Source organism: Streptomyces sp. NPDC030245, assembly GCF_055572995.1.
In genome coordinates, this window is sequence record NZ_JBVICF010000003.1 from 240,915 (window position 1) to 264,450 (window position 23,536).

Here is a 23,536-nt window from a genome sequence, read left to right on the forward strand (position 1 = left end):
TGACATGCGGGAATCCGCCGCGACGGCACCGACCGGGGAACGGATGACACCGGGCCCGCCATGTGGGCCAGCACGCACAGGCGTGAGCCGGCGAGCCGGTCAGTCGAGCCGCTGGTGGTCGAGGACGTGTTCGGCGGTGCGCAGCAGGGGCTGGTTGTGCCGGAAGGCGTGCGCCCGGAGGCGGGCCAGGGCGTCGTCGGCGCTGAGCCCGTACTTGGCGGCGAGGACACCGGCGGCCATGTGGACGGTCGGCGGGTAGCCCTGCGGCCCGGGCCGGGTGAGCCGGACCCCCGTGGTGAGCAGGTGGGGGTGTTCGTACAGGGCGAGGACGGCCAGGACGCGGGCGTAGGCGTCGGCCCGCTCCCGCTGCGCGGGGGTGAACCGGCCGGGCGCGCTGCGGCAGAGGTCAAGCGCGCCGATGGCGAGCGTGCCGATGGCGAGAGGCAGCGCGAGGACGCTGCGGACGCCCTGCTCGCAGGCGCCGGGGGTGTAGGCGGGCCATCGGTCGGCCAGGCGGTGCAAGTCCTGCACTTCGACGGGGGCACGGCGGGTGAAGGCGTCGGTGCACGGCCCTTCCCCGGTGACCAGTTGGAGGTCCTCGACCAGCCGGGCGCGCTCGTCGGTGGCCGCGCCCAGCAGGCGCAGTTCGCCGGCGGTCACGAGGATCGCCCCGGCGAAGTCGGCTTCCAGATCGTCGGCGCAGGCCCGGCAGCCGGCGGCGAGCGTGGGGCTGCCGGTGGCGGCGCTGACCCGCTGCCAGGCCGCGGTGTGATGGTCCTGGTTCACGAGTCGTCCCTCTGACTGGTACGTGCCCGGCGGGCAGCGAAAGGGACATGTCCTTCCGCCGGGGGCCGGGGCGGATACGGAAGATGGGGGTGGGGCAGCGGGCGTGCGCGGGGGCGGGTGGTCAGGGACGGTGGATGACGGAGGAGTCGAGGGTGCCGTCGATGATCTGACGGCACAGCTCGGTCAGGGACTGCTGGTGGCTGCGGGCGTGCCGGCGCAGGGCGTCGAACGACTCGTCGAGGGTGGTGCTCCAGCGTTCGGCGAGTATTCCCTTGGCCTGCTCGATGACGATACGGCTGGACAGAGCGGACCGCAGTTGAGCACGCTCGACGTTGCCGTGCACGATGGTGCGGTGTTGCAGGACGGCGATGGTCGCCACATCGGCCAGCGCCTGCGCCACCCCCGCGTCACGTTCGCTGAGCTTCTGGTCGCGGACGTCGAAGAGGTTCAGCGCGCCGACGACCTGCTGCCGCATGCGCATCGGCAGGGCGTGGGTGGTGACGAAGCCCTCCTGACGGGCGCGCTCCGCGAAGAGCGGGAAGCCGGCTGTATGCACCGGTGACGTCAGGTTGATGTTGAGCTGGGCGGTGCCGTCGCGGTAGCACTCCACGCACGGCCCCTGGTCACTCTGCAGGGAGAAGAGCTCCAGCAGCCGGGTGTGCTCGTCGGACGCGGCGATCAGTTGCAGACCGCCGGCGGGGTCGGCGAGCATGACGCCCACGGCGGAGACGTCGAGCAGGTCGTTGCACCGGTCGCACAGCTGGTGCAGGAAGTCGATCAGCTCGAAGTCGTCGACGAGGGTGTCTACGGCCTCGACCATGGCTGCCAGCAGTTGCTCTTCACGTGTCATGGCCCTTCAGTCCCTTCGCCGGCAGGTTTGTCCGGCCCGTTTTCATCATTCTGGAAGCTCAGCCGTCTGGCTACAACGTCCTCGGCGACCTCGACCACGGGCCGCCCGTGCCGGTAGGCGTGGGCGCGCAGCCGGAGGAGCGCCTGGGCCAGGGAGATCCCGGCCTGCACACTGATCATGCCGCTGGCCTGGTGCACGGCGGCCCGGTAGAAGTCCGAGGAGTCGGCGTCGTCGGCGTCGTCGAAGGCGGCCTGCTGCGGACCGCCTTCGACGAGGACGGCGACCAGGGCGTTGGCCACGAGCAGGACGTCGGTCATGGTGCCGGCCGCGATCGGCCCGGGCGTCCCGCGCTGCAAGGTCATGGTGCCGAGACAGGCGGAGCCGAGGGACAGCGGGAAGCAGAAGATCGCGCCGATACCCAGCGCCGTCGCTTCGGGCGACAGCGCGGGCCAGCGGTCGGCGGGCAGGGACGACAGATCCGGTACGAGGACGGGCTTGACGGAGGCGGTCACGTCGAGCCCCGGTCCCTCGCCCAGGGTGAACTGCAAGTCCTCCAGCCGTGTGCTGGGGCCCGCGGTGGACCACAGCAATTCGCTCAGCCCGCTGTCCGTCGTCGCGGAGACCGCTATGCCGTCCATCCGCAGGATCTGTGCGCACAGGTTCGGGTCGGCACCGATCAGCCCCCCATGGAAGGGGGAGGGACGCAGGCTCTCCAGCACGGCGGCCAGATCGTCGGTGCCCACGGCTCTTCACCTCCCGATGCGGCCGCATTGGGGAGCGCCCCCGCGGTGCGGGGCACACTCCGGTCAGGATCAGTGTAGGGACAGCCCGGCGGATACGGACGCCGGACTCCTGTGCGGGGGGACAGGAACGGGAGTAGGCTGAACGACGCAAGCGACCCGTAGGCGCAAGCCTCCCGCCTCCCTGTCATTGACTTCCGATCCGGGTAGCGTCGGCGGTGAATGCCGGAGATCGGACACCGAGATGCCCGCGTATCACGGGGGTGGTTCGTCCGCACGGTCTCGCATCGAGCCCCGATGACCGCCCCACGGCCTGAAGCCGTCTTCCTCGCCGCCCGTCACACGGGCCACGCCGACCCGGCGGGCCGCATCGCCGCGTCGTGCCGTTCAGCCCTGCGCGACGCCTATTCGGTGGGCCTCACGCTGGCGGTCGACGCCGCCCTGGCGCAGCGGGTGTCGCTCAGTGCCGTCGGCCCGCTGGCCGCCCAGGGCGAGGCGTTGCAGGTCAACCTCGGAGAAGGGCCCTGCGTGCAGGCCCTCGACCGGCGCACCCGAGTGCTCGCCGGCGACCTCGACGACCCGGACATCACCCGCGAGTGGCCCCTGTATGCCCACGACGCCAAGGCTCATCACATCCGCGCGGTCTTCGCCCTGCCCGTCCTGGACGGCAGCGACCCGGCACGGCAGGCCGGTCTCGTCCTCACCCTCTACCGGCACCACCCCGGCCCGATCTCGGACGCCGACCTGCACACCGCCCAGAACCATGCCGACGCCGCCGACCTCCTGCTCCTCGCCGCCCCCCTGCCGGCCGAGGACGACCTCGCCAACGCCTGGCTGCTGCCCGTCGACGCCGTGGTGCACCAGGCCGTCGGCATGATCAGCTACCGCCACTCGCTCACCGGCAACCAGGCCCTGGCCCTGCTGCGGGCTCACGCCCACGCCGAGGAGATCGACCTGACGACCCTCGCCCACGCCATCGTCCACGAGCGCCTGACCCTCCCCGACCCGCCCACCTCCGACCCCACCGACGACCGTTAGGCCCATTACCAGGTGCGGGGCGGGCCGCGCGGAGAATCGGCTGAACCGCCGCGACAGGCGCTTCCCGGCCAGTACCGTGAAGCGCCGGCCCAGACCCCGCCCGCGACCGGTCCCCCGGGGGACGCACCGTACTCGGCCGAATGAGGGTCATGCCGTCTATGACGCCCACGACGTCCTGCATCGAATCCCTGCACGCGCACGGGCCCGATCTCGTGGTCAGCCTGCGGGGGGAGATGGACGTCTCCACCGCGCCCGCCATCACCTCGTACCTCGACACTCTGACGCCCGCGCCCCGCGCCGATCTGCTGATCGACCTGCGGCATGTCACCTTCATGGACGGTTCCGGTGTACGGGTTCTGACCCGCGCCCGCGCCAGACAGGGCGGGCGACTGCGCCTGATCTGCACACAGTCGATCACCCTGCGGCTGCTCCACCACCCGAGCCTGCGTCTGCACTTCGAGATTTTGGACCGTCTCCCGGCGCCGCGGACAGTGGCCCGGCGGCGCGGCGACACCCGGACCCGGCACGGCAGGTGAATCGTTACCTCTTTCACGTACGGGTGATAAGGGGCGTATCGGGTTCCCGGGCTGGGGAGTCACGGAGCGGCTCGCGCCGATCGTCGAGCCGGAGGCAACTTCGTTGACCTGAAGGAGAGTTCACATGCGCCGTTCCGCCGCCGTCATCCTCGGTGCCGTCGCGTTGCTGGGAGTCCTCGCGGCGCCCGCGAGCGCCGTGCCGGACCCCGTCGCGACCGTCGGCTGCCTGGCCCAGACGCCCGGGGACATCACGGCGCTCGTCGACCCGGCGAGCCCCGGCCTCCCCACGGAGATTCCGGTCACGGGGTGTCTCGCGCCGTGACCTGACCGCGCCCTCACCCGCACCGCACTTGCGTTTCCCGAGCCGGGGCGCGCGAGTGCGGGTCGGCCCCCCCGGAGTGTGGCGCTCGTGGGGCGCACCGCTCGGCCGTCAGCCCCACCGGTAGCCGTCGCCGAAGTTCAGGGTGTGTTCCAGCACGTCTTCCAGGGGGTCGTCGACCTGGCCGGTGTTGATCAGCCCGACCCTGTGTCCGTTGTGCGCGTTGTGGTTCTCCTCGTCGGCGTGCGCCGTGCCGGAGCACAGGACGGCCGGCGTGGCCGTCACCGCCGCGACCAGCGCCCAACGGGACATCTTCCGTGCCCAACTGCCGTTCACTGCGGCCTCCTTGAAAGGTGCGCGCCGGGCCGTCGGACACGGCCCGTCCGCCCTGTGTAACCCCTGGGCGGGCAGGAAGTCACCGGCGATCATACGAGCGGGTTGTCGCCCGCTTCTCGGCTCGCCCAACCCTCCTCCACAGGAAGGCTGTTGTATGTCGTCTTGGCACGTCATAGCCGTCATCGCTCTCGCCGCCGCCCTCGTCCTCTCCGGGGCAACAGCAGCGACTGCCGCGGCGAATCCCATTCCGCTGCCCGTCGTCGACACGCTGGTCAACGAGGGGGTCTCCGTCGAGGGGCCGCTGATCAACAACATCGTGCTGCCGGGCGGGCCACGGTAACGCGTGCTCAGGCGCGCAGCTCCGGGGGGAAGCCGGTCCAGCGCAGTTCATCGGGGAGGTGGCGCATGTCGTTGTAGAACACCAGGGCGGCGGGGCGGCCCGGCGTGTAGCGGATGGCCGTCAGGGCCGCGTTGCAGTGGTTGAGGCCGAGCCAGCGCGCCGGCGGGGCCTCCAGCGCGGCGCGGACCAGCCAGCCGATCAGGAAGTTGTGGGTGACGAGCAGTTCGTGGCGCGGCTCGTCGCCGGGGACCGGGCCGGTGAAGCGGGCGAGGGCGTCCTGGGCCAGGGCGGGGCCGTCCGCGCGCTCGGCCTCGGGGAAGGCGGCCAGGCGTGTGAGCGTCGCGTCGGCCGTCTCGGGCGGCAGTTCGTCCCGGTGCGGGAGGTGGGGGAGGTAGTCGCCCGCCGGGGCCGAGCGGTGCAGCGGGACGGCGCCGTTCAGCTGGTCGGCGACCAGGCGGGCGGTCTGCTCGGCGCGGGGGAGCGGGCCGTGGTGGATCGCCGCCAGGGGCACGCTCCGCAGGCGCTCGCCGAGGAGAACCGCCTGTCTGAGGCCGCCCTCCGTCAGCCCGCTCTCGTCCGGCGTGGCCTCGCCGTGCCGGGCGATGTAGAGGTGCCGCGTGGTCTGCGGGGTGGTCGGGGGTGGTGTGGGCATGGCGCGGCGGTCCCTTTCCGATCTTCGGTGGTGACAGGGGTGACGTGCTCGCGAGGTGACCGGTTCCGGGCGTGACGGGAACGCCGTACGTAGGGTGGCGGGAGTACGACAGACGAGGAGCGTGACATGACCGCCGCCGAACGGAACGCCTCCGCCCTGCGGGGCCTCGACGCCATCAAGGGCGAGCTCGCCGATCTCTACCGCGATCTGCACGCCCACCCCGAGCTGTCCTTCGAGGAGCACCGCACCGCCGCCGAGGTCGCCCGTCGCGCCTCCTCGTACGGGTACGAGGTCACGACCGGCGTCGGCCGCACCGGTGTGGTCGCCGTCCTGGCGAACGGCGAGGGCCCGACCGTCCTGCTGCGCGCCGACTTCGACGCGCTGCCCGTGACGGAGCGCACGGGGCTGCCGTACGCGTCCGTCAACGACGGTGTGATGCACGCCTGCGGCCACGACATGCACGTCACCTGTCTGCTGGGCGCGCTGCGGCTGCTCGCGGACGCCCGCGCCGACTGGGCGGGCCGGATCGTCGGGGTCTTCCAGCCCGCCGAGGAGACCGCGCAGGGTGCGCGGGCGATGGTCGAGGACGGCTTCTACGAGCGGTTCGGCGTCCCGGACGTCGTGCTCGGGCAGCACGTCGCGCCGCTCCCCGCCGGCATGGTCGCGGCGCACCCGGGGCACGCCTTCGCGGCGACCGACGCCTGGCGCGTGCGGATGTTCGGCAAGGGCGCGCACGGCTCGCGCCCCGAGGCGTCGATCGACCCCGTGGTGATGGCCGCCGCGACCGTGATGCGGTTGCAGACGGTCGTGTCCCGGGAGATCGCGGGCGGCGAGACGGCCGTGGTCACCGTCGGCTCGCTCCAGGCGGGCACGAAGGACAACATCATCCCGGACGAGGCCGAGCTGAAGATCAATATCCGGACGTACACGCCCGAGGTCCGCACCCGGGTCCTCGCCGCCGTCGAGCGCATCGTCAAGGGCGAGGCGGCCACGGCGGGCGCGGAGCGGGAACCCGAGATCACGGAGATCGACTCGTTCCCCGTCCTCGACAACGACGCGGCCGCCGTCGAGCGGACGATGGCGGCGATCGGCGCGGTGCTCGGCGAGGACCGGATCCTCGACCCGGGTCCGGTGACCGGCAGCGAGGACGTCGGGTACTTCGCGACCTGCGCGGATCGCGAAGTCCCGCTCTGCTACTGGCTGTTCGGCGGCGCCGACCCGGCGGAGGTGGCCGCCGCGCGGCAGGCGGGGACCTTCGAGCGCGACATCCCGTCCAACCACTCGCCGTTCTTCGCCCCGCTGGTCGAGCCGGCCGTCACCACCGGTGTCACGGCGCTGACGACGGCCGCACTCGCCTGGCTCGGAGGTTCGGGGACAGGCGCTCAGCCCTCGTCGCCGCCGTCCTCCAAGTCGCCCTCGGTCTCCAGGTAGGCCTGCCGCAGCGCTTCGAGCACCGCGGGGTCCGGCTTGGCCCACATGCCGCGCGACTCCGCCTCCAGGAGGCGTTCCGCGATGCCGTGCAGGGCCCAGGGGTTGGCCTCCTGGAGGAACTGCCGGTTGGTCGGGTCCAGGACGTACGTCTCGGTGAGCTTGTCGTACATCCAGTCGGCGACGACGCCCGTCGTGGCGTCGTAGCCGAACAAGTAGTCCACCGTGGCGGCGAGTTCGAAGGCGCCCTTGTAGCCGTGGCGGCGCATCGCCTCGATCCACTTGGGGTTGACGACGCGGGCGCGGAAGACGCGCGAGGTCTCCTCGACCAGGGTGCGCGTGCGGACCGTCTCGGGGCGCGTGGAGTCGCCGATGTACGCCTCCGGGGCCGTGCCCCGCAGCGCGCGCACGGTCGCCACCATGCCGCCGTGGTACTGGAAGTAGTCGTCCGAGTCCGCGATGTCGTGCTCGCGGGTGTCGGTGTTCTTCGCGGCCACCGCGATGCGCTTGTACGCGGTCTCCATCTCGGCGCGCGCCGGGCGGCCTTCGAGCCCGCGGCCGTACGCGTAACCGCCCCACACCGTGTACACCTCGGCGAGGTCCGCGTCGGTGCGCCAGTCGCGGGAGTCGATGAGCTGGAGCAGGCCCGCGCCGTACGTGCCGGGGCGCGAGCCGAAGATGCGGGTGGTGGCCCGGCGCTCGTCGCCGTGCTCGGCGAGGTCGGCCTGCGCGTGGGCGCGTACATAGTTCCGGTCGGCGGGCTCGTCGAGCGAGGCGGCGAGCCGCACCGCGTCGTCGAGCAGGCCGATCGTGTGCGGGAACGCGTCGCGGAAGAAGCCCGAGATGCGCAGCGTCACGTCGATGCGGGGGCGGCCGAGCTCCTCGTACGGGATGGCCTCCAGGCCCGTGACGCGGCGCGACGCGTCGTCCCAGACCGGGCGGACGCCGAGCAGCGCCATGGCCTCGGCGACGTCGTCGCCCGCGGTGCGCATCGCGCTGGTGCCCCACAGGGAGAGGCCCACGGAGGTGGGGTACTCGCCGTTGTCGGACCTGTACCGCTCGATCAGGGAGTCGGCGAGGGCCTGGCCCGTCTCCCACGCGAGGCGCGACGGGACGGCCTTCGGGTCGACCGAGTAGAAGTTGCGGCCGGTAGGCAGGACGTTGACCAGGCCGCGCAGGGGCGAACCGGAGGGCCCGGCAGGGACGAAGCCGCCGTTCAGAGCGTGCACGGAGTGGTCGAGCTCGGCGGTGGTGGCGGCGAGGCGCGGGACCACCTCGCGGGCCGCGAACTCCAGGACCGCGGCGACCTGTTCACCCTGGTCGCGCGGGACGGCGGAGAGGTCCCAGTCCGCGTCGTCCATCGCCTGGACCAGCGCGCGGGCCTGCTCCTCGGCCGCGTCGGCGGTGGTGCGCGTCGCCGCGGACTCGTCGAGGCCGAGGGCTTCGCGCAGACCGGGCAGGGCGCTCGTGCCGCCCCAGATCTGGCGGGCCCGCAGGATCGCGAGGACGAGGTTGACGCGGTCACCGGCGGCCGGAGCCGTGCCGAGGACGTGCAGGCCGTCGCGGATCTGCGCGTCCTTGATCTCGCAGAGCCAGCCGTCGACGTGCAGCAGGAAGTCGTCGAAGCCGTCGTCGTCCGGGCGGTCCTCCAGGCCCAGGTCGTGGTCGAGCTTCGCGGCCTGGATGAGCGTCCAGATCTGCGCGCGGATCGCCGGAAGCTTCGCCGGGTCCATGGAGCTGATCTGCGCGTACTCGTCGAGGAGCTGCTCCAGGCGCGCGATGTCGCCGTAGGAGTCGGCGCGCGCCATCGGCGGCACCAGGTGGTCGATGAGCGTGGCGTGCACGCGGCGCTTGGCCTGGGTGCCCTCGCCCGGGTCGTTGACCAGGAAGGGGTAGATCAGCGGCAGGTCGCCGAGCGCGGCGTCCGGGCCGCAGGCGGCGGACAGGCCCGCGTTCTTGCCGGGCAGCCACTCCAGGTTGCCGTGCTTGCCGAGGTGGATCATCGCGTCGGCGCCGAAGCCGCCGTCCGACGCGGACGCCGCGATCCAGCGGTACGCCGCCAGATAGTGGTGCGACGGCGGCAGGTCCGGGTCGTGGTAGATCGCGATGGGGTTCTCGCCGAAGCCGCGCGGCGGCTGGATGAGGATGAGCAGGTTCCCGCGGCGCAGCGCGGCGAGCACGATGTCGCCCTCGGGGTCGCCGCCGTTCCCCACGCGGGAGCGGTCGAGGAACATCTCGCCGGGCGGCGGCCCCCAGTGCCGCTCGACCGACTCGCGCAGTTCCTCGGGCAGCGTCGCGTACCAGCGCTTGTAGCCGGCGGCCGGGATGCGCACCGGGTTGGCGGCGAGCTGCTCCTCGGTGAGCCAGTCCTGGTCGTGGCCGCCCGCGTCGATGAGCGCGCGGATCAGCTCGTCGCCGTCGCCGGAGACGAGGCCCGGGATGTCGGCCTCGGGGCCGAAGTCGTAGCCCTCGGCGATGAGCCTGCGCAGGAGCGCGACGGCGGACGCGGGCGTGTCGAGGCCCACCGCGTTGCCGATGCGGGAGTGCTTGGTCGGGTAGGCGGAGAGCACCAGCGCGAGGCGCTTGTCGGCGGCCGGGATGTGCTTCAGACGCGCGTGCCGTACGGCGATGCCGGCGACCCGGGCCGCCCGCTCGGCGTCGGCCACGTACGCGGGCAGGCCGTCCTCGTCGATCTCCTTGAAGGAGAAGGGGACCGTGATCAGGCGCCCGTCGAACTCCGGCACCGCGATCTGGCTCGCGGCGTCCAGCGGCGAGACGCCCTCGTCGTTCTCCTCCCACGCGGAGCGCGACCCGGTCAGGCAGAGCGCCTGGAGGATCGGCACGTCGAGGCCGGTCAGCGCGCCCGCGTCCCACGACTCGTCGTCGCCGCCCGCCGACGCCTCGGCGGGCTTGGTGCCGCCCGCCGCGAGGACGGTCGTCACGATGGCGTCGGCGGCGCGCAGCTCGTCGATCAGCTCGGGCTCCGGGGCGCGCAGCGAGGCCACGTACAGCGGCATCGCGCGGGCGCCCGCGTCCTCGATCGCGCCGCACAGCGCGTCCACGAAGGCGGTGTTGCCGCTCATGTGGTGGGCGCGGTAGTAGAGCACCGCGACCGTGGGGCCCTCGACGCCTGCGCGGGCCGTGCGCTCCAGCGGGCCCCAGGAGGGTGCGGCGGCGGGCGGCTCGAAGCCGTGGCCGGTGAGCAGCACGGTGTCGGAGAGGAAGCGGGCCAGCTGCTCCAGGTTGGCGGGGCCGCCGTGCGCGAGGTAGGCGTGCGCCTCGGCGGCGATGCCGATCGGCACGGTCGAGGAGGCCATCAACTGGGCGTCGGGCGCCTGCTCGCCGGTGAGCACGACGACCGGGAGGCCGGTGGCGATGAGCTGGTCCAGGCCGTCCTGCCAGGCGCGGACGCCGCCGAGGAGGCGCACGACGACGAGGTCGACGCCGTCGAGCAGGGCGGGCAGCCCGTCCAGGTCGAGACGGGACGGGTTGGCGAACCGGTAGTCGACGGGGCCGCCCGCCGCGCGGGCGCTGAGCAGGTCGGTGTCGGAGGTCGACAACAGCAGAAGCATGCGGGCGCAGGCCTTCCTCGGGGTGTCCGCGCCCCGGGTGGTCGTATGGACGGCAGGAGTTCCTGGCTCACCCCACGCGGGTGGGACTCACAGTGGCGGGACCGCGCCGGATTCGCACCGGGCTTCCTCCCTCGGGTCCTGGTGGACCCACGCCGTCGCTGGCGTCGACGGACCTGGCGGTCCGCCGCCTGCATAGTAAGTCCTGCCCGCCGCGGATGGGGCGGGCACCTGCCGGGACGGCCCGTCTCGGGAGGGGACCGGCCGGATCCGCGTGGGTATGCTCGCCGCCATGCCGCCCACCCGAGCACCATCCCCAGACCAGGGCGAATCCCTCATACGCGACCGGGGCGACGCCTGCCCCGGAGCCCTCCGCCTGCACCTCGCGGACGACGGGCGCCTCGCCCGACTCCGGCTGCCCGGCGGCCTTTTGACGGGGCATCAGGTCGCCGTGCTGGCCGCCGCGGCGGAGCGTCTCGCGGACGGGAACCTCAGCGTCACCTCGCGCGGCAACATCGAGCTGCGCGGCCTCGGCGACGCGTGCGGCGGCGAACTCTCCCGGCTGCTCGCGGACGCGGGGCTGCTGCCCTCCGAGCGGCACGAGCGGGTGCGGAACGTGGTGGCGTCCCCGCTCGCGGGCACCGACGGACTCGGCCACGCCGACGTGCAGTTGTGGGCCCGTGAGCTGGACGGACTCCTGTGCTCCGAGGAGTGGACCGCGGAGCTCTCGGGGCGCTTCCTGTTCGCCCTGGACGACGGCCGCGGGGACGTGGCCGGGCTCGGCGGCGATGTGACCTTGATCGCAGAATCGGGCGGGACCGCGGTCGTACGTCTCGGGGGCCAGGCCCTCCGCATCGCCGCGGCCGACGCCCCGCGCGCCGCCCGTGCCGTCGCCGGCGCCTTCCTCGACGCCGCGCGCGAGGCGGGCAACGGCGCCTGGCGGGTGCGCGAACTGCCCGCAGGGACGACCGCCGACCTCGCGGGAGCGCTGGTCCGGGCCGATGTCGCCGCCACGCCCGCCGAAGCCCCGACGCCACAGGTCACCGCGCCGCCCGCCCCGGGCGTCGTCGGCCGCGCCGTGGTGGTCCACGCCCCCCTCGGCCGTGTGAGCGCGGCCCAGTGGCGGGCCCTCCTCCCGCTCCCCGCCGACGAGCTGCGGGTCACGCCCTGGCGCGGCTTCGTGCTCCCCGGCTTCCCGGACGGCGCGGCGGCCCGCGAACGGCTGGCCGCGCTGGCCGCCGCCCGGTACGTCACCGCACCCGACTCCCCCTGGCTCGGCGTCGGCGCCTGCACCGGACGCCCCGGCTGCGCCAAGTCCCTGGCCGACGTACGCGCCGACGCCGTCCCCGGCCCCGGCGGTCTGCCCGTCCACTGGTCCGGCTGCGAGCGGCGCTGCGGGCACCCGCACGGCGACTGGGTCGACGTCCTCGCCACCGGCGACGGGAGTTACGCGGTGACGGTGCGCAGGGCCGGCGAGGACCCGGCGCCCGTGACGGGCAACACCTTGACCGAGACGGTCACCACGGCACGTAACACCACGAAACCAACGGCCACGAGATGAGCGAGAGCACAGTGTTCGACTACGAGAAGGACGGCGCGGCGATCTACCGCGAGTCCTTTGCCACCATCCGCGCGGAGGCGGACCTCCGCGGCCTGCCCGCCGACGTCAGCCAGGTCGCGGTCCGGATGATCCACGCCTGCGGGATGGTGGATCTCGTGAAGGACCTCGCCTACAGCCCGCGGGTGATCGCCGACGCCCGCAAGGCGCTGCGCGACGGCGCGCCGATCCTCTGCGACGCGAACATGGTCGCGAGCGGCGTCACCCGCAAGCGGCTGCCCGCCGACAACGACGTGATCTGCACCCTCGCCGACCCGTCCGTGCCGGACCTCGCCGCCGAGCTCGGCACCACCCGCAGCGCCGCCGCCATGGAGCTCTGGCGCGACCGCCTCGAAGGCTCCGTTGTCGCCATCGGCAACGCGCCCACCGCGCTCTTCCGCCTCCTGGAGATGATCGAGGAAGGCGCGCCGCGCCCGGCCGCAGTCCTCGGCATCCCGGTCGGCTTCGTCGGCGCCGCCGAGTCCAAGGACGCGCTGGCCGAGCACTCCTCCGGCCTGGAGTACCTGGTCGTACGGGGGCGGCGCGGCGGCAGCGCGATGGCCGCGGCGGCGATCAACGCGATTGCGAGCGAGGCGGAGTGAACACCGGACAGATCCCGCAGGGGCGGCTCTACGGAGTCGGGCTCGGCCCCGGCGACCCCTCCCTGATGACCGTGCGCGCCGTCGAGGTGATCGCGTCCGCCGACGTGATCGCGTACCACTCGGCCCGGCACGGCCGCTCCATCGCCCGCTCCATCGCGGCGAAGCACCTCAGGGACGACCACATCGAGGAGCCGCTGGTCTACCCCGTCACCACGGAGACCACCGATCACCCCGGCGGTTACCGCGGCGCCCTCGACGAGTTCTACGAGGAGGCGGCGGCCCGCCTCGCCGCCCACCTCGACGCGGGCCGCACGGTCGCCGTCCTCGCCGAGGGGGACCCGCTCTTCTACGGCTCCTACCAGCACATGCACAAGCGCCTCGCGCACCGCTATCCGACCGAGGTGATCCCCGGCGTCACCTCGGTGAGCGCGGCGGCGGCCCGGCTCGGCGAGCCCCTGGTGGAGGCCGAGGAGGTGCTCACGATCCTGCCGGGCACGCTCCCGGAGGAGGAGCTGGCCGCCCGCCTCGCGGCGACGGACTCGGCGGTCGTCATGAAGCTCGGGCGTACGTTCGGGAAGGTGCGCGGCGCCCTGGAGAGCGCGGGCCGGCTCGACGAGGCCCGCTATGTCGAGCGGGCCACCATGGAGGGCGAGCGCACCGGCCGCCTCGCCGACGTGGACCCCGACTCGGTGCCGTACTTCTCCGTGGCGGTGCTGCCGAGCCGGGTGGCGCCGCTGACGGGCGGGCCCGCGCCACAACCGCCCGCGGAGCCCCGTGGCGAGGTCGTCGTGGTCGGCACGGGCCCCGCCGGGCCGCTCTGGCTGACCCCCGAGACGCGCGGCGCGCTCGCCGCCGCCGACGACCTCGTCGGCTACACCACCTACGTCGACCGCGTGCCGCACCGCGCCGGGCAGCGGCGGCACGGCTCCGACAACCGCGTGGAGTCCGAACGCGCCGAGTTCGCCCTTGAGCTGGCGCGGCGCGGGCGGCGCGTGGCCGTCGTGTCGGGCGGCGACCCCGGCGTCTTCGCGATGGCCACGGCGGTCCTTGAGGCGGCTTCGCAGGACGCGTACGCGGACGTTCCCGTGCGGGTGCTGCCCGGTGTGACGGCTGCGAACGCGGCGGCGGCCCGAGCGGGCGCCCCGCTCGGCCACGACTACGCGACCATCTCGCTCTCCGACCGGCTCAAGCCCTGGGAGGTCATCGCGGAGCGCCTGGCCGCGGCGGCCGCCGCGGACCTCGTCCTCGCGCTCTACAACCCGGGCTCGCGCAGCCGCACCTGGCAGGTCGGCAAGGCGCGCGAGCTGCTCCTCGAGCACCGGGCGCCGGACACGCCGGTCGTCCTCGGGCGGGACGTCGGCGGACCCGAGGAGAGCGTGCGCGTCGTACGCCTCGGGGACCTCGACCCGGCCGAGGTCGACATGCGGACGCTGCTGATCGTCGGCTCGTCGCAGACGCGGGTGTCGCGGCGGGGCGGGGGCGAGCAGATCGTCTGGACGCCGCGCAGGTATCCCGAGGGGTAGGCGTCTTCGTCTGCGGGTGCGTCGTGGCTGGTCGCGCAGTTCCCCGCGCCCCTGAAAAACGGGGCTGCGCCCCCGTCAGGGGCGCGGGGAACTGCGCGCTCGGCCCCCACACACCCGCACCTCACCGCGCAGCGGCACGCACCCGGTCGACGGCCTCCTCCGGGGTGGCGACCGTGGGCACAGCCGTCGGAAGGGCAGGGCGCCGGACCACCACGACGGGAATCCCCGCCTCGCGCGCAGCGACAAGTTTCGGCGCAGTGGCCACGCCCCCGCTGTCCTTCGTCACCAGGACGTCGATCCGGTGCGTACGGAGCAGTTCGCGCTCCCCGTCGAGCGTGAACGGGCCCCGGTCGAGGAGCACCTCCATGCGGGCGGGGAACGGCGGCTCGGGCGCGTCGACGGAGCGTACGAGGAACCAGCGCGCGTCCAGCTCCGGATCCCCGGCGAACGCCGCGAGGCCCATCCGCCCGGTGGTGAGGAAGACCCGCTCGCCCAGGGCGGGCAGCACCCGTGCCGCCTGCTCCAGGGAGTCGACCGGATGCCAGTCGTCCGCGTCTTCCGCGACCCAGCCGGGGCGGCGCAGGGCGAGCAGGGGAACATGGGCCGTGGCGGCGGCCCGCGCCGCGTTGAACGAGATCGTCCCTGCGAAAGGATGGGTGGCGTCGATGAGCGCGTCCACGTGGTGTGCGGTCAGCCACGCCGCCAGCCCCTCGGCCCCGCCGAAGCCGCCCACGCGGACCTCGCCGGGCGGCATGCGCGGCGCCGCGACCCGTCCCGCCAGGGAACTGGTCACCCGCAGCCCCGGCTCGGTCGCGAGGAGCTCCGCCAGGCGGCGGGCCTCGGTCGTTCCCCCCAGAATCAGTACGTGCACGGAGTTCGGTTCCCTTCATGAGTAAGGCACATGAGTAAGGCAAGCGGGCCGGGCCAGGCCGAGGGCGGGCGCAGCGCCCAACTCAAGCACACCGGTCTGCGGCCCGGCTGGACGACCGGCGCCTGTGCGACCGCCGCCACGACGGCCGCGTACACGGCGCTGCTCACCGGCGACTTTCCCGACCCGGTGACCATCACGCTGCCCAAGGGGCAGACGCCGGCCTTCGCGCTCGCCGCCGAGGAGCTGACGGACGCGTACGCCATGGCGGGCGTCGTCAAGGACGCGGGCGACGACCCGGACGTCACGCACGGCGCGCTCGTGCGGTCGACGGTGCGGCGGCTGCCGCCCGGCTCCGGCGTCGTCTTCAAGGCGGGCCCCGGCGTGGGCACCGTGACCCGCCCCGGGCTGCCGCTCGACGTCGGCGAGCCCGCGATCAACCCCGTGCCGCGGCAGCTGATGCGCGACCACGTGGCGCTGGTGGCGGAGCGGGCCGAGGCCGCGCCGGACGTCGAGATCACCGTCTCCGTGGACCACGGCGAGGAGATCGCCCGTTCCACCTGGAACCCGCGGCTCGGCATCCTCGGCGGCCTCTCCATCCTCGGGACGACCGGCATCGTCGTGCCGTACTCCTGCTCGGCGTGGATCGACTCGATCCGGCGCGGCGTCGACGTGGCGCGGGCGGCCGGGCGCACGCACGTCGCCGGGTGCACCGGATCGACGTCGGAGAAGACGGTCGTCGCCGAGTACGGGCTGCCGGAGGACGCGCTCCTCGACATGGGGGACTTCGCGGGCGCCGTCCTGAAGTACGTGCGCCGCCATCCCGTCGACCGGCTCACCGTCTGCGGCGGCTTCGCCAAGCTGTCGAAGCTCGCGGCGGGCCACCTCGACCTGCACTCGGCCCGCTCCCAGGTCGACAAGGGCTTCCTCGCGGAGCTGGCCCGCCGCGGCGGCGCCTCCGCCGAGCTCGCCGGTGAGGTCGCCGCCGCCAACACGGGCCTCGCGGCACTTCAGTTGTGCGCGGCGGCGGGCGTGCCGCTCGGTGACCTGGTGGCCGAGAAGGCCCGCGACGAGGCGCTCGCCGTGCTGCGCGGTGCGCCGGTGGTGGTCGACGTCATCTGCATCGACCGGGCCGGCACGGTCGTGGGCCGCAGCGCCCCGCGGTAGCGCCGGGACCGCGGTCAGCAGACGTGCCGGTCCCGCTCCGCCGAGTACAGGTGGCTGTCGCGGAACTGCGAGGCGCCCAGCGTCCGCCCCACCATGATGACGGCGGTCCGCACGATGCCCGCCTCCTTCACCTGGCCCGCGATGGACTCCAGCGTGCCCCGCAGGACCACCTCGTCGGGCCGGCTCGCGAGGGCGACCACCGCGGCGGGGCAGTCGGCGCCGTAGTGCGGCAGGAGTTCGTCGACCACACGGTCGACGTACCCCGTGGCCAGGTGCAGGACGAGCAGTGCGCCGCTGCGGCCGAGCGTGGCCAGGTCCTCGCCCTCGGGCATGGCCGTCGCGCGCTGGGCGACGCGGGTGAGGATGACGGTCTGGCCGACGGTCGGCACGGTCAGCTCCCGCTTCAGCGCGGCCGCCGCCGCGGCGAACGCGGGGACGCCGGGCACCACTTCGTAGGGCACCCCGGCCGCGTCGAGCCGCCGCATCTGCTCGGCCACCGCGCTGAACACCGACGGGTCGCCGGAGTGCAGCCGCGCCACGTCGAGCCCCTGCTCGTGCGCGTGCACCAGCTTCTCGGTGATCTGGTCGAGGTTGAGCTGCGCGGTGTCGACGAGCTGCGCCCCGTCCGGGCACTCGGCGAGCAGTTCGCGCGGCACCAGGCTGCCCGCGTACAGGCAGACCTGGCAGCTCGCGATCCGCCGCGCGCCGCGGACCGTGATCAGGTCGGCGGCGCCGGGTCCCGCGCCGATGAAGTACACGGTCATCTCTGGTCAACTCCTGCTTGCCGGGGCTTGGACGGATTTGGTGACGGACCACTGGGTGACCGGCATGGCCTGCCGCCAGCCGGTGAAGCCGCCCACGGGGACGGCCTGCGCGACCGCGAGCCGCACCAGCTCGCCGCCGTGGCGCCGGTACCACTGGGTGAGCAGCGCCTCCGACTCCAGCGTGACGGTGTTGGCGACGAGGCGTCCGCCGGGCGGCAGCGCGTCCCATCCGGCGTCGAGGAGACCGGGGGCGGTGAGGCCGCCGCCGATGAACACGGCGTCGGGCGTGGGCAGTCCGGCGAGCGCCGCGGGCGCCGCGCCGGTGACGACGCGCAGGCCCGGCACGCCGAGCCGCTCGGCGTTGCGGGTGATCCGCTCGGCGCGCACGGGGTTCTTCTCGATGGTGACGGCACGGCACGACGGGTGCGCCCGCAGCCACTCCACGGCGATCGATCCTGAGCCGCCGCCGACGTCCCAGAGCAGTTCGCCGGGTGCGGGCGCGAGTGCGGCGAGCGTGGCGGCGCGGACGTACCGCTTGGTGAGCTGCCCGTCGCTCTCGTACGCGGCGTCGGGCAGCCCCGGCACGGTGCCGAGCCGCAGCGCGTCGGGGGAGCGGCGGCACTCGACCGCGACGACGTTCAGCGCGTCGCCCGGCTCGTGCGACCAGGTGTCGGCGACGCCCTCGTACATCGACTCGCGCTCGCCGCCGAGCTGTTCGAGGACGCGCAGCCGGCTCGGGCCGAAGCCGCGCTCGCGCAGCAGGGCGGCGATCTCGGCGGGCGTGGCCGCGTTGGCGCTGAGCACGAGGAGGCGGCGCCCGTCGTGCAGCGCGGCGGCGACGCGGGCGGCCGGGCGGCCGACGACCGTGACGACCTCGGTGTCCTCGACGGGCCAGCCGAGGCGCGCGCAGGCGAGGGAGACGGCGGACGGGTGCGGGAGGACGCGCAGCGCGGCGGCGCCGAGCTCCTCGGTGAGGGCGCGTCCGATGCCGTAGAACATGGGGTCGCCGCTGGCGAGCACGGCGACGCGGCGCCCCGCGTGGGCGGCGAGCAGGCCGGGCACGGCGGGCCGCAGCGGCGAGGGCCAGCGGACGCGCTCGCCGGGGCACAGACCGGCGGGCAGCAGCTCCAGCTGGCGGGCTCCGCCGATGAGGACATCGGCCTCCGCGAGCGCGGCCCGTGACGCGGCCGGAAGCCCGTCCCAGCCGTCGGCCCCGATCCCGACGACGGCGACGGCCGGTGTTCCTGCGGGGGGTGCGGGGGTCACTGCTGGTACCTGACCTCGGGGTTCGGGGGGAGACTGCGCAGCCGCACTCTACTGGGGACCCGGCGGCGTACCCTTATTGCGTATCAGTTGCAGTTACTAGTCATAAGCCATACGGCCGTGCCGTGCGGCTCCCCAGGGCAGAAAGGCCAACCCGCGATGGACTCTCCCGTGGTGCTCGGCATCGAGTCGTCCTGCGACGAGACGGGCGCGGGCCTCGTCCGCGCCGGACGGCTGCTCGGCCACGCGGTGGCGTCGAGCATGGACGAACACGCCCGCTACGGCGGCGTCGTCCCCGAGATCGCCGCCCGCGCCCACGTCCACGCGCTCACCCCGGTGGTCCGCCGCGCCCTGGCCGAGGCGGGCCTGCGGTTGTCCGACATCGGCGCCGTCGCCGTCACCACGGGCCCCGGCCTCTCCGGCGCCCTCCAGGTCAGCCTCGCCGGCGCCAAGACCCTCGCGTACGCCCTGGACGTACCGCTGTACGGCGTGCACCACCTGGCCGGGCACGTGGCCGCCGACACCCTGGAGCACGGCCCGCTCCCGGACCCCTGCATGGTCCTCGTCGTCTCCGGCGGCCACACCTCCCTCCTTCTCGTACGCGACCTCGCGCGCGACCCGATCGTCCACCTCGGCGACACGCTCGACGACGCGGCGGGCGAGTGCTTCGACAAGGTCGCGCGGGTCTTCGGACTGCCCTACCCGGGCGGCCCCGCCATCGACAGGGCGGCCCGCGACGGAGACCCGTCCGCCGTTCCCTTCCCCCGCCCGCTGACCGGCCCGCGCGACACCGCGCACGCCCACTCCTTCTCCTTCTCCGGGCTGAAGACGGCCGCCGCGCGCTGGGCCGAGGGGCACGCGGGGCGGCCGCTCCCGGTCGCCGACGGGGCGGCGTCGCTCCAGGAGGCCGTCGCCGACGTCCTCACCCGCAAGGCGGTCGCCGCCTGCCGCGAGCACGGCGTCGGCACGCTCGTCGTGGTCGGCGGCGTCGCGGCCAACTCCCGCGTGCGCGCGCTCGCCGAGGAGCGCTGCCGGGCGGCGGGCATCGCGCTCCGCGTGCCGCCGCCGCGGCTCTGCACCGACAACGGCGCGATGATCGCGGCGGTCGGCGACCTGCTGGTGCGCGCGGGCGCGGAGCCCGCACCCCTGCACGTCTCGATCGACCCCTCGGCACCCCTGGAGTCCGCCTCGCTCCACCCCGTCGGCGCGGCCTTCGGGCGGGCGGCGTGACCGGGCGGCGGGAGCCGTCGCCGCGGCTCGTCGTCCGACGGGTGACCGGCATCGAACTGCTCACGCACCACGCCGAAGGCATACGTTCCGTCTACGCGGAGGCCTTCGCGCAACCGCCCTGGAACGAGGACCCCGCAGAGGCGGACCGGTACCTGGAACGCCTCGCGGACGACGCCGTACGCCCCGGATTCACCGCGGCGGTCGCCCTCGACGACGGCGCGCACGCGCCCGGCGCGCCCATGCCCGGCATCCACGCGCCCGGCGCGGACCGGCCACCGCGCCTCATCGGCTTCACGACCGCCTGGACGACCACCACCCCGCTCCCCAGCACCCGTTCGTACCCCCTGGTCACCGCGGCCCTCGGGCCCCGCGCCCACGACTGGCTCGGCGGTGCGCTGCAAGTCGACGAACTCGCCGTCCGGCCCACCGCCCACGGCCTCGGCGCGGGCCGCGCCCTGCTCACGGCGGTGACACGGGACGCCCCCGAGGGCCGCTGCTGGCTGCTGACCGCGGCCCGCGCCACCGACGCGGCCCGGTTCTACCGACGTATCGGCTGGCACCAGGTCGCCCACCCCGCCCCGGACAGCCGGGACGTGGCGGTCTTCCTCGGACCGGACCACCCGGCCCTCGCCGAAGCCGGAGGGTGGCGAAGCTCACGGAGTTGAACACCGGACTGAACGGGCACCCGCCACCTGAGAGCCTGTGGGCCCGCGGCGACGCCGGGCGACCGTGTCGCTGTTGGGCTGAACGGGTGACTTGGCGTAAGAATTGGCCGGTGCAGAGAACAAGTGCGAGCCAGGACGGGGTGGGCAAGTGAGCAGCAGTCAGCGCCACGACGTCACCGATGAACAGTGGGAAGGGCTCGCCCAGGTCGTACCGCTGCGCAGCCGCAACGAGTGGCCCTCGTGGCCGGGACACCGCGCGCTGCCCGACGCGGAGACCGAGACGCGCCGCCGCTTCGTGGTGATGCGGGTCAACGTCTTCTCGGACGCCCGCGAGGTCGCCGAGACCGTGATGGCGCAGATCCCGGTCCTGCTGGACCTGACGGGCGCCGAGACCGAAGTCGCCAAGCGCGTCCTGGACTTCAGCAGCGGCGTGGTCCTCGGCCTCGGCTGCGGCATGCACCGGGTCGACAAGAACGTCTTCCTCCTCGCGCCGCCCGGCACCGAGGTCCAGGGCCTGGTGGAAGCGGTCGCGCAGCCGTGACGCCCCGGGCACCGCACCGGCCATAGCCCTTCGGCGGCCGGTGCGGGCCTTCTTCAGGGGTAATCCCACGATCGTAGGAAGGTCGGTTGGGCGTAACGGTTCGCCGGGACGCCCGCCGCTTACGTTCCGGGCATGACGGTGCATTCCCGGATCGCGGTCGCGGAGTCGCCGGCGGGCCAGGACCGGCCGCAGGTCACCGAATTGCGGCTGTCCGCCTTCGCCGGACACCGCGCCGCGGTGCTCCCCTTCGGCCCGATGACCCTGCTCACGGGGCCGAGCGGCAGCGGCAAGTCCAGCGCCCTCGGCGCGTACGAGGCACTGGCGCGGCTCTGCGCCGGCGCGGAGCTGCCCGACGTCTTCGCGGACCCCGTGGCGTGCGTGCCCGAACGCGCCCGCGCCGACGGTCAGCGGCGGCGCGGCTTCCGCATCGGCTGCACGGTCGAGGGCCCCGCGGGCAGCGTCCGGCTCGACCTCGCCGTGCAGGCCGAGCCCGAACTGCGCGTCGTGGGCGAGCGGCTGACCCGCGACGGCCTCGTCCTCCTGGAGACGGCGCTGCGCGACCCGGGCCGGCGCGTGGTCCAGGCGGCCTGGCACACCGCGGGCACATCGCCCGTGACGCGGGCCCCGATGCCCGACGACCGGCTCGGCACGGCGCTCGTGCCGCTGCGCGTGGCGGGCAAGACCGAAGGGCAGCGGCTGGTCCTCGCGGCGGCGGAACAGGTCGTGGTCGCGCTGCGCTCGGCGTACGCCTGCGACCCGCGGCCCAGCCGTATGCGCGCCCCCGTCCCGGCCGGCCTGATCGGCACGGGCCGCCTCCTGGGCGGCTGCGACAACCTCGCCGAAGTGCTGTGGCGGACCCGCTCGGAGTGCGCGACGCGCCACGCGATGCTCGTCTCCGCGGTGCGTGCCGGCTGCGCGGGCCCGGTCGCCGACGTCGTCGCCGAGGAGGTGGAGGACGGCACGGTGCACGCCTTCATCGACCGGGGCGGCGGGGTGCGCACGCCTCTCGCGCGCCTCGGGGACGGCGAGTTGCGCTACCTCGCGCTGGCGCTGGTGCTGCTCACCGGGCCCGGCGTGCTCGCCGTCGACACGGTGGCCGAGGTGCCGCAGGCCTACCAGACCCTCACGGTCCTCGCCGACGGCCTGGACCGGCGCCTCGACGCGCGGCAGTCGCGGGCCCTCGGCGAGCTGGCGGCGCGCACCTGCGAGCGCGGGCACATCCGGCTGGTGGGCGCGGTGGGGGACGCGTCCTGGGCGGCCGACGCCGCGGGAAGCTCGGTGGTGGACCTGAAGCCGTGACGCGGCGGCCTCGGTGGTAGACCTGTGGCCGTGACGGAACGACTTGACGTGGCGGTATTGCAGCGCAGGCTGGCCGAGTTCGCGGCGGCGCGCGACTGGGAGCAGTACCACACCCCGAAGAACCTGGCCGCGGCGCTCAGCGTGGAGGCGTCGGAACTGGTGGAGATCTTCCAGTGGCTGACGCCCGAGGAGTCCGCGCGCGTGATGGCGGACCCCGATCGGGCGCCACGGGTGGCGGACGAGGTGGCCGATGTCCTCGCGTATCTGCTCCAGTTCTGCGAGGTGCTGGGGATCGATGTGCTGGCGGCGCTCGCCGCGAAGATCGAACGGAACGAGCGGCGCTTTCCGGTGCCGGATCCTTCCACGGACGGTCCCTGAGGCCTTCCCGGCGCCCTTCCCAGCACACCGGAGCTGATCGTTCCGATATTTTCGTCACTCTCCGGAGTGGATGCCTTGTCCAAACTCGATTACTTGTCCACAGAATTCCGGCTTCCCCTGGCTTTTCGCCCCGATGGGCATCACTCTGGGTAGTGGACAGGGAGGGGGTCGGACATGAACGCCATGCGGCTCATCGAGGCGAACCGTCGCGCCCTGGCGCGCAGTCAGGAGCCCGCGGACATCGTCGTGGAGGTCTGGCAGTCGCAGGCGCTGGCGCAGGCGATCGGCAGCCACCTCGCGGTCGCGGGCCCGCCGGAGTTACGGGGCGAGGCGCTGGGCCTGAGCGAAGTGGGCGGCAGAGCCTGCGGAGTGCTCGACGCCCCGCGGCTCGGCACCGAGGACATACGGGCGGCGCGGCTGACGGAGACGGGCGACGCGCAGCAGGTCCTGCTCGGCCTCGGCAGGCTCCTCGGCGAGGTCGGCATCGCGCTGGTGGGCGTCGCGATGGGCGCCGAGGAGGAGGGGGTGTACTGGCAGTGCATGGAGGCGATCGACGCCGCCGACGAGTCGAGGGACCGGGTCCTCGAGATGCTGCGCAGACTCGCGGTCCGGGAGGAGAGCCTGCCCGGGGCCGATTCGGCGGCGGGTCCGGCGGGGGCGGCGGGCCCGCCATGAGGTGGCTCCGTGCCGACCCCGCGAGGGAGAGGGAGCAGGGTCGCGCGGGCCGCGGAGGTGGTCCGGTGCGGTCAGGGGTGGCCGGGCTCGTCGTCGCCCTGCTGGTGGGTGCCGGCGGGGGCTCCGGCGGACGTGGACTGCTGAAGGTCGGCGTCGAGCCGGGTCAGATCCGCGTTGAGCGCCGCCATCAGCTCCTCCATCTGCTGCAACAGGCCCTTGGGCGCACCCTGCTGTGCGGGCACGGCGCGGTCCTGCACGGCCGGATCGTGCGCGGCCGGATCCTGCGCGGCCTCCTGATCCTGCGCGGCCCTCTGCTCGGGCACGGCTTCCTGGGACATGGCGGCCTCCTCGGCCCTGGCCCTCCCGCGCG

25 protein-coding genes and 1 riboswitch are annotated in these 23,536 nt (G+C 74.0%); of the genes, 15 read left to right on the forward strand and 10 right to left on the reverse strand.

Going from position 1 to position 23,536, the window contains the following annotated elements:
* Positions 1-99 precede the first annotated feature (99 nt).
* From ACZ4Z4_RS09625 to ACZ4Z4_RS09635, 3 genes are all read right to left on the reverse strand, one after another.
* Entirely contained in the window at positions 100-786 is a 687-nt protein-coding gene (locus ACZ4Z4_RS09625; protein ID WP_468324617.1) for a GAF and ANTAR domain-containing protein, read from the reverse strand.
* 121 nt (positions 787-907) lie between these two features.
* Positions 908-1,636 carry an ANTAR domain-containing protein gene (locus ACZ4Z4_RS09630; RefSeq protein WP_468324620.1) on the reverse strand — a complete coding sequence of 243 codons (729 nt, stop codon included), beginning with the start codon at positions 1,634-1,636 and terminating at the stop codon, positions 908-910.
* On the reverse strand, positions 1,633-2,379 hold the full coding sequence (locus tag ACZ4Z4_RS09635; protein WP_468324622.1) for an ANTAR domain-containing protein: 747 nt from the start codon (positions 2,377-2,379) through the stop codon (positions 1,633-1,635). Before ACZ4Z4_RS09635 ends, ACZ4Z4_RS09630 begins: the two co-directional genes overlap by 4 nt.
* Before the next feature lie 294 nt (positions 2,380-2,673).
* Between ACZ4Z4_RS09635 and ACZ4Z4_RS09640 the strand changes: the two genes are divergently transcribed.
* The 3 genes from ACZ4Z4_RS09640 (at position 2,674) to ACZ4Z4_RS09650 (ending at position 4,272) form a co-directional block, all read left to right on the forward strand.
* Positions 2,674-3,414: a GAF and ANTAR domain-containing protein gene (locus tag ACZ4Z4_RS09640; RefSeq protein WP_468324624.1), complete on the forward strand. Its 741-nt coding sequence runs from the start codon at positions 2,674-2,676 to the stop codon at positions 3,412-3,414.
* Between the two features lie 158 nt (positions 3,415-3,572).
* Positions 3,573-3,950 (forward strand): STAS domain-containing protein, encoded by a 378-nt coding sequence (locus ACZ4Z4_RS09645; RefSeq protein ID WP_468324626.1) that lies wholly within the window; start codon positions 3,573-3,575, stop codon positions 3,948-3,950.
* 124 nt (positions 3,951-4,074) lie between these two features.
* Positions 4,075-4,272: a hypothetical protein gene (locus tag ACZ4Z4_RS09650; protein ID WP_468324628.1), complete on the forward strand. Its 198-nt coding sequence runs from the start codon at positions 4,075-4,077 to the stop codon at positions 4,270-4,272.
* Positions 4,273-4,380: 108 nt separating this feature from the next.
* Here the strand turns inward: ACZ4Z4_RS09650 and ACZ4Z4_RS09655 are convergent, their stop codons facing one another.
* Entirely contained in the window at positions 4,381-4,581 is a 201-nt protein-coding gene (locus ACZ4Z4_RS09655; protein WP_468325744.1) for a hypothetical protein, read from the reverse strand.
* Positions 4,582-4,759: 178 nt separating this feature from the next.
* Here ACZ4Z4_RS09655 and ACZ4Z4_RS09660 point away from each other — a divergent pair, with 178 nt between their 5' ends.
* On the forward strand, positions 4,760-4,945 hold the full coding sequence (locus tag ACZ4Z4_RS09660) for a hypothetical protein (RefSeq protein ID WP_468324630.1): 186 nt from the start codon (positions 4,760-4,762) through the stop codon (positions 4,943-4,945).
* 7 nt (positions 4,946-4,952) lie between these two features.
* Here ACZ4Z4_RS09660 and ACZ4Z4_RS09665 read toward each other — a convergent pair whose 3' ends face one another.
* Entirely contained in the window at positions 4,953-5,597 is a 645-nt protein-coding gene (locus ACZ4Z4_RS09665) for a histidine phosphatase family protein (RefSeq protein WP_468324632.1), read from the reverse strand.
* Positions 5,598-5,723: 126 nt separating this feature from the next.
* Between ACZ4Z4_RS09665 and ACZ4Z4_RS09670 the strand changes: the two genes are divergently transcribed.
* Positions 5,724-7,028: an amidohydrolase gene (locus tag ACZ4Z4_RS09670; protein ID WP_468324635.1), complete on the forward strand. Its 1,305-nt coding sequence runs from the start codon at positions 5,724-5,726 to the stop codon at positions 7,026-7,028.
* Here the strand turns inward: ACZ4Z4_RS09670 and cobN are convergent.
* Complete coding sequence (cobN, locus tag ACZ4Z4_RS09675; RefSeq protein WP_468324637.1) at positions 6,980-10,597, reverse strand: cobaltochelatase subunit CobN; 3,618 nt, start codon at positions 10,595-10,597, stop codon at positions 6,980-6,982. The genes ACZ4Z4_RS09670 and cobN overlap by 49 nt on opposite strands.
* A 37-nt stretch (positions 10,598-10,634) precedes the next feature.
* Positions 10,635-10,766, reverse strand: a riboswitch (cobalamin riboswitch).
* A 108-nt stretch (positions 10,767-10,874) separates the two neighbouring features.
* Between cobN and ACZ4Z4_RS09680 the strand changes: the two genes are divergently transcribed.
* The 3 genes from ACZ4Z4_RS09680 to ACZ4Z4_RS09690 are packed head-to-tail and all read left to right on the forward strand — an operon-like array spanning position 10,875 to position 14,316.
* The gene (locus ACZ4Z4_RS09680) at positions 10,875-12,155 is read left to right on the forward strand and encodes a cobalamin biosynthesis protein CobG (RefSeq protein WP_468325746.1); all 1,281 of its coding nucleotides are present in this window, start codon (positions 10,875-10,877) and stop codon (positions 12,153-12,155) included.
* Positions 12,152-12,793 carry a precorrin-8X methylmutase gene (locus ACZ4Z4_RS09685; protein WP_468324640.1) on the forward strand — a complete coding sequence of 214 codons (642 nt, stop codon included), beginning with the start codon at positions 12,152-12,154 and terminating at the stop codon, positions 12,791-12,793. Before ACZ4Z4_RS09680 ends, ACZ4Z4_RS09685 begins: the two co-directional genes overlap by 4 nt.
* Positions 12,790-14,316: a precorrin-2 C(20)-methyltransferase gene (locus ACZ4Z4_RS09690; RefSeq protein ID WP_468324642.1), complete on the forward strand. Its 1,527-nt coding sequence runs from the start codon at positions 12,790-12,792 to the stop codon at positions 14,314-14,316. The genes ACZ4Z4_RS09685 and ACZ4Z4_RS09690 overlap by 4 nt, the downstream gene beginning before the upstream one ends.
* Before the next feature lie 121 nt (positions 14,317-14,437).
* Here the strand turns inward: ACZ4Z4_RS09690 and ACZ4Z4_RS09695 are convergent, their stop codons facing one another.
* Entirely contained in the window at positions 14,438-15,187 is a 750-nt protein-coding gene (locus ACZ4Z4_RS09695; protein WP_468324645.1) for a cobalt-precorrin-6A reductase, read from the reverse strand.
* Positions 15,188-15,217: 30 nt separating this feature from the next.
* On the opposite strand from ACZ4Z4_RS09695, the gene ACZ4Z4_RS09700 reads away from it, so the two are divergent.
* Positions 15,218-16,351: a cobalt-precorrin-5B (C(1))-methyltransferase gene (locus tag ACZ4Z4_RS09700; protein WP_468324647.1), complete on the forward strand. Its 1,134-nt coding sequence runs from the start codon at positions 15,218-15,220 to the stop codon at positions 16,349-16,351.
* A 14-nt stretch (positions 16,352-16,365) separates the two neighbouring features.
* Here ACZ4Z4_RS09700 and cobM read toward each other — a convergent pair whose 3' ends face one another.
* Both cobM and cbiE read right to left on the reverse strand, forming a co-directional pair.
* Positions 16,366-17,115: a precorrin-4 C(11)-methyltransferase gene (gene cobM / locus ACZ4Z4_RS09705; protein WP_362991562.1), complete on the reverse strand. Its 750-nt coding sequence runs from the start codon at positions 17,113-17,115 to the stop codon at positions 16,366-16,368.
* Between the two features lie 6 nt (positions 17,116-17,121).
* Positions 17,122-18,381 carry a precorrin-6y C5,15-methyltransferase (decarboxylating) subunit CbiE gene (cbiE, locus tag ACZ4Z4_RS09710; RefSeq protein ID WP_468324651.1) on the reverse strand — a complete coding sequence of 420 codons (1,260 nt, stop codon included), beginning with the start codon at positions 18,379-18,381 and terminating at the stop codon, positions 17,122-17,124.
* A gap of 156 nt (positions 18,382-18,537) precedes the next feature.
* On the opposite strand from cbiE, the gene tsaD reads away from it, so the two are divergent.
* The 6 genes from tsaD to ACZ4Z4_RS09740 all read left to right on the forward strand — a co-directional run bounded on the left by tsaD (position 18,538) and on the right by ACZ4Z4_RS09740 (position 23,166).
* The gene (tsaD, locus tag ACZ4Z4_RS09715) at positions 18,538-19,608 is read left to right on the forward strand and encodes a tRNA (adenosine(37)-N6)-threonylcarbamoyltransferase complex transferase subunit TsaD (protein ID WP_468324654.1); all 1,071 of its coding nucleotides are present in this window, start codon (positions 18,538-18,540) and stop codon (positions 19,606-19,608) included.
* 41 nt (positions 19,609-19,649) lie between these two features.
* Entirely contained in the window at positions 19,650-20,273 is a 624-nt protein-coding gene (locus tag ACZ4Z4_RS09720; protein ID WP_468324657.1) for a GNAT family N-acetyltransferase, read from the forward strand.
* Positions 20,274-20,421: 148 nt separating this feature from the next.
* Positions 20,422-20,814 (forward strand): cell division protein SepF, encoded by a 393-nt coding sequence (locus ACZ4Z4_RS09725; RefSeq protein WP_398305445.1) that lies wholly within the window; start codon positions 20,422-20,424, stop codon positions 20,812-20,814.
* A gap of 132 nt (positions 20,815-20,946) precedes the next feature.
* Entirely contained in the window at positions 20,947-22,113 is a 1,167-nt protein-coding gene (locus ACZ4Z4_RS09730; protein ID WP_468324660.1) for an AAA family ATPase, read from the forward strand.
* A gap of 30 nt (positions 22,114-22,143) precedes the next feature.
* Positions 22,144-22,491, forward strand: coding sequence for a nucleotide pyrophosphohydrolase (locus tag ACZ4Z4_RS09735; protein ID WP_468324663.1), 348 nt, complete (start codon positions 22,144-22,146; stop codon positions 22,489-22,491).
* Positions 22,492-22,665: 174 nt separating this feature from the next.
* Positions 22,666-23,166, forward strand: coding sequence for a DUF6099 family protein (locus ACZ4Z4_RS09740; protein WP_468324666.1), 501 nt, complete (start codon positions 22,666-22,668; stop codon positions 23,164-23,166).
* Between the two features lie 71 nt (positions 23,167-23,237).
* On the opposite strand, the gene ACZ4Z4_RS09745 is transcribed toward ACZ4Z4_RS09740, so the two are convergent.
* Positions 23,238-23,504 carry a hypothetical protein gene (locus tag ACZ4Z4_RS09745; RefSeq protein ID WP_468324669.1) on the reverse strand — a complete coding sequence of 89 codons (267 nt, stop codon included), beginning with the start codon at positions 23,502-23,504 and terminating at the stop codon, positions 23,238-23,240.
* Positions 23,505-23,536 lie beyond the last annotated feature (32 nt).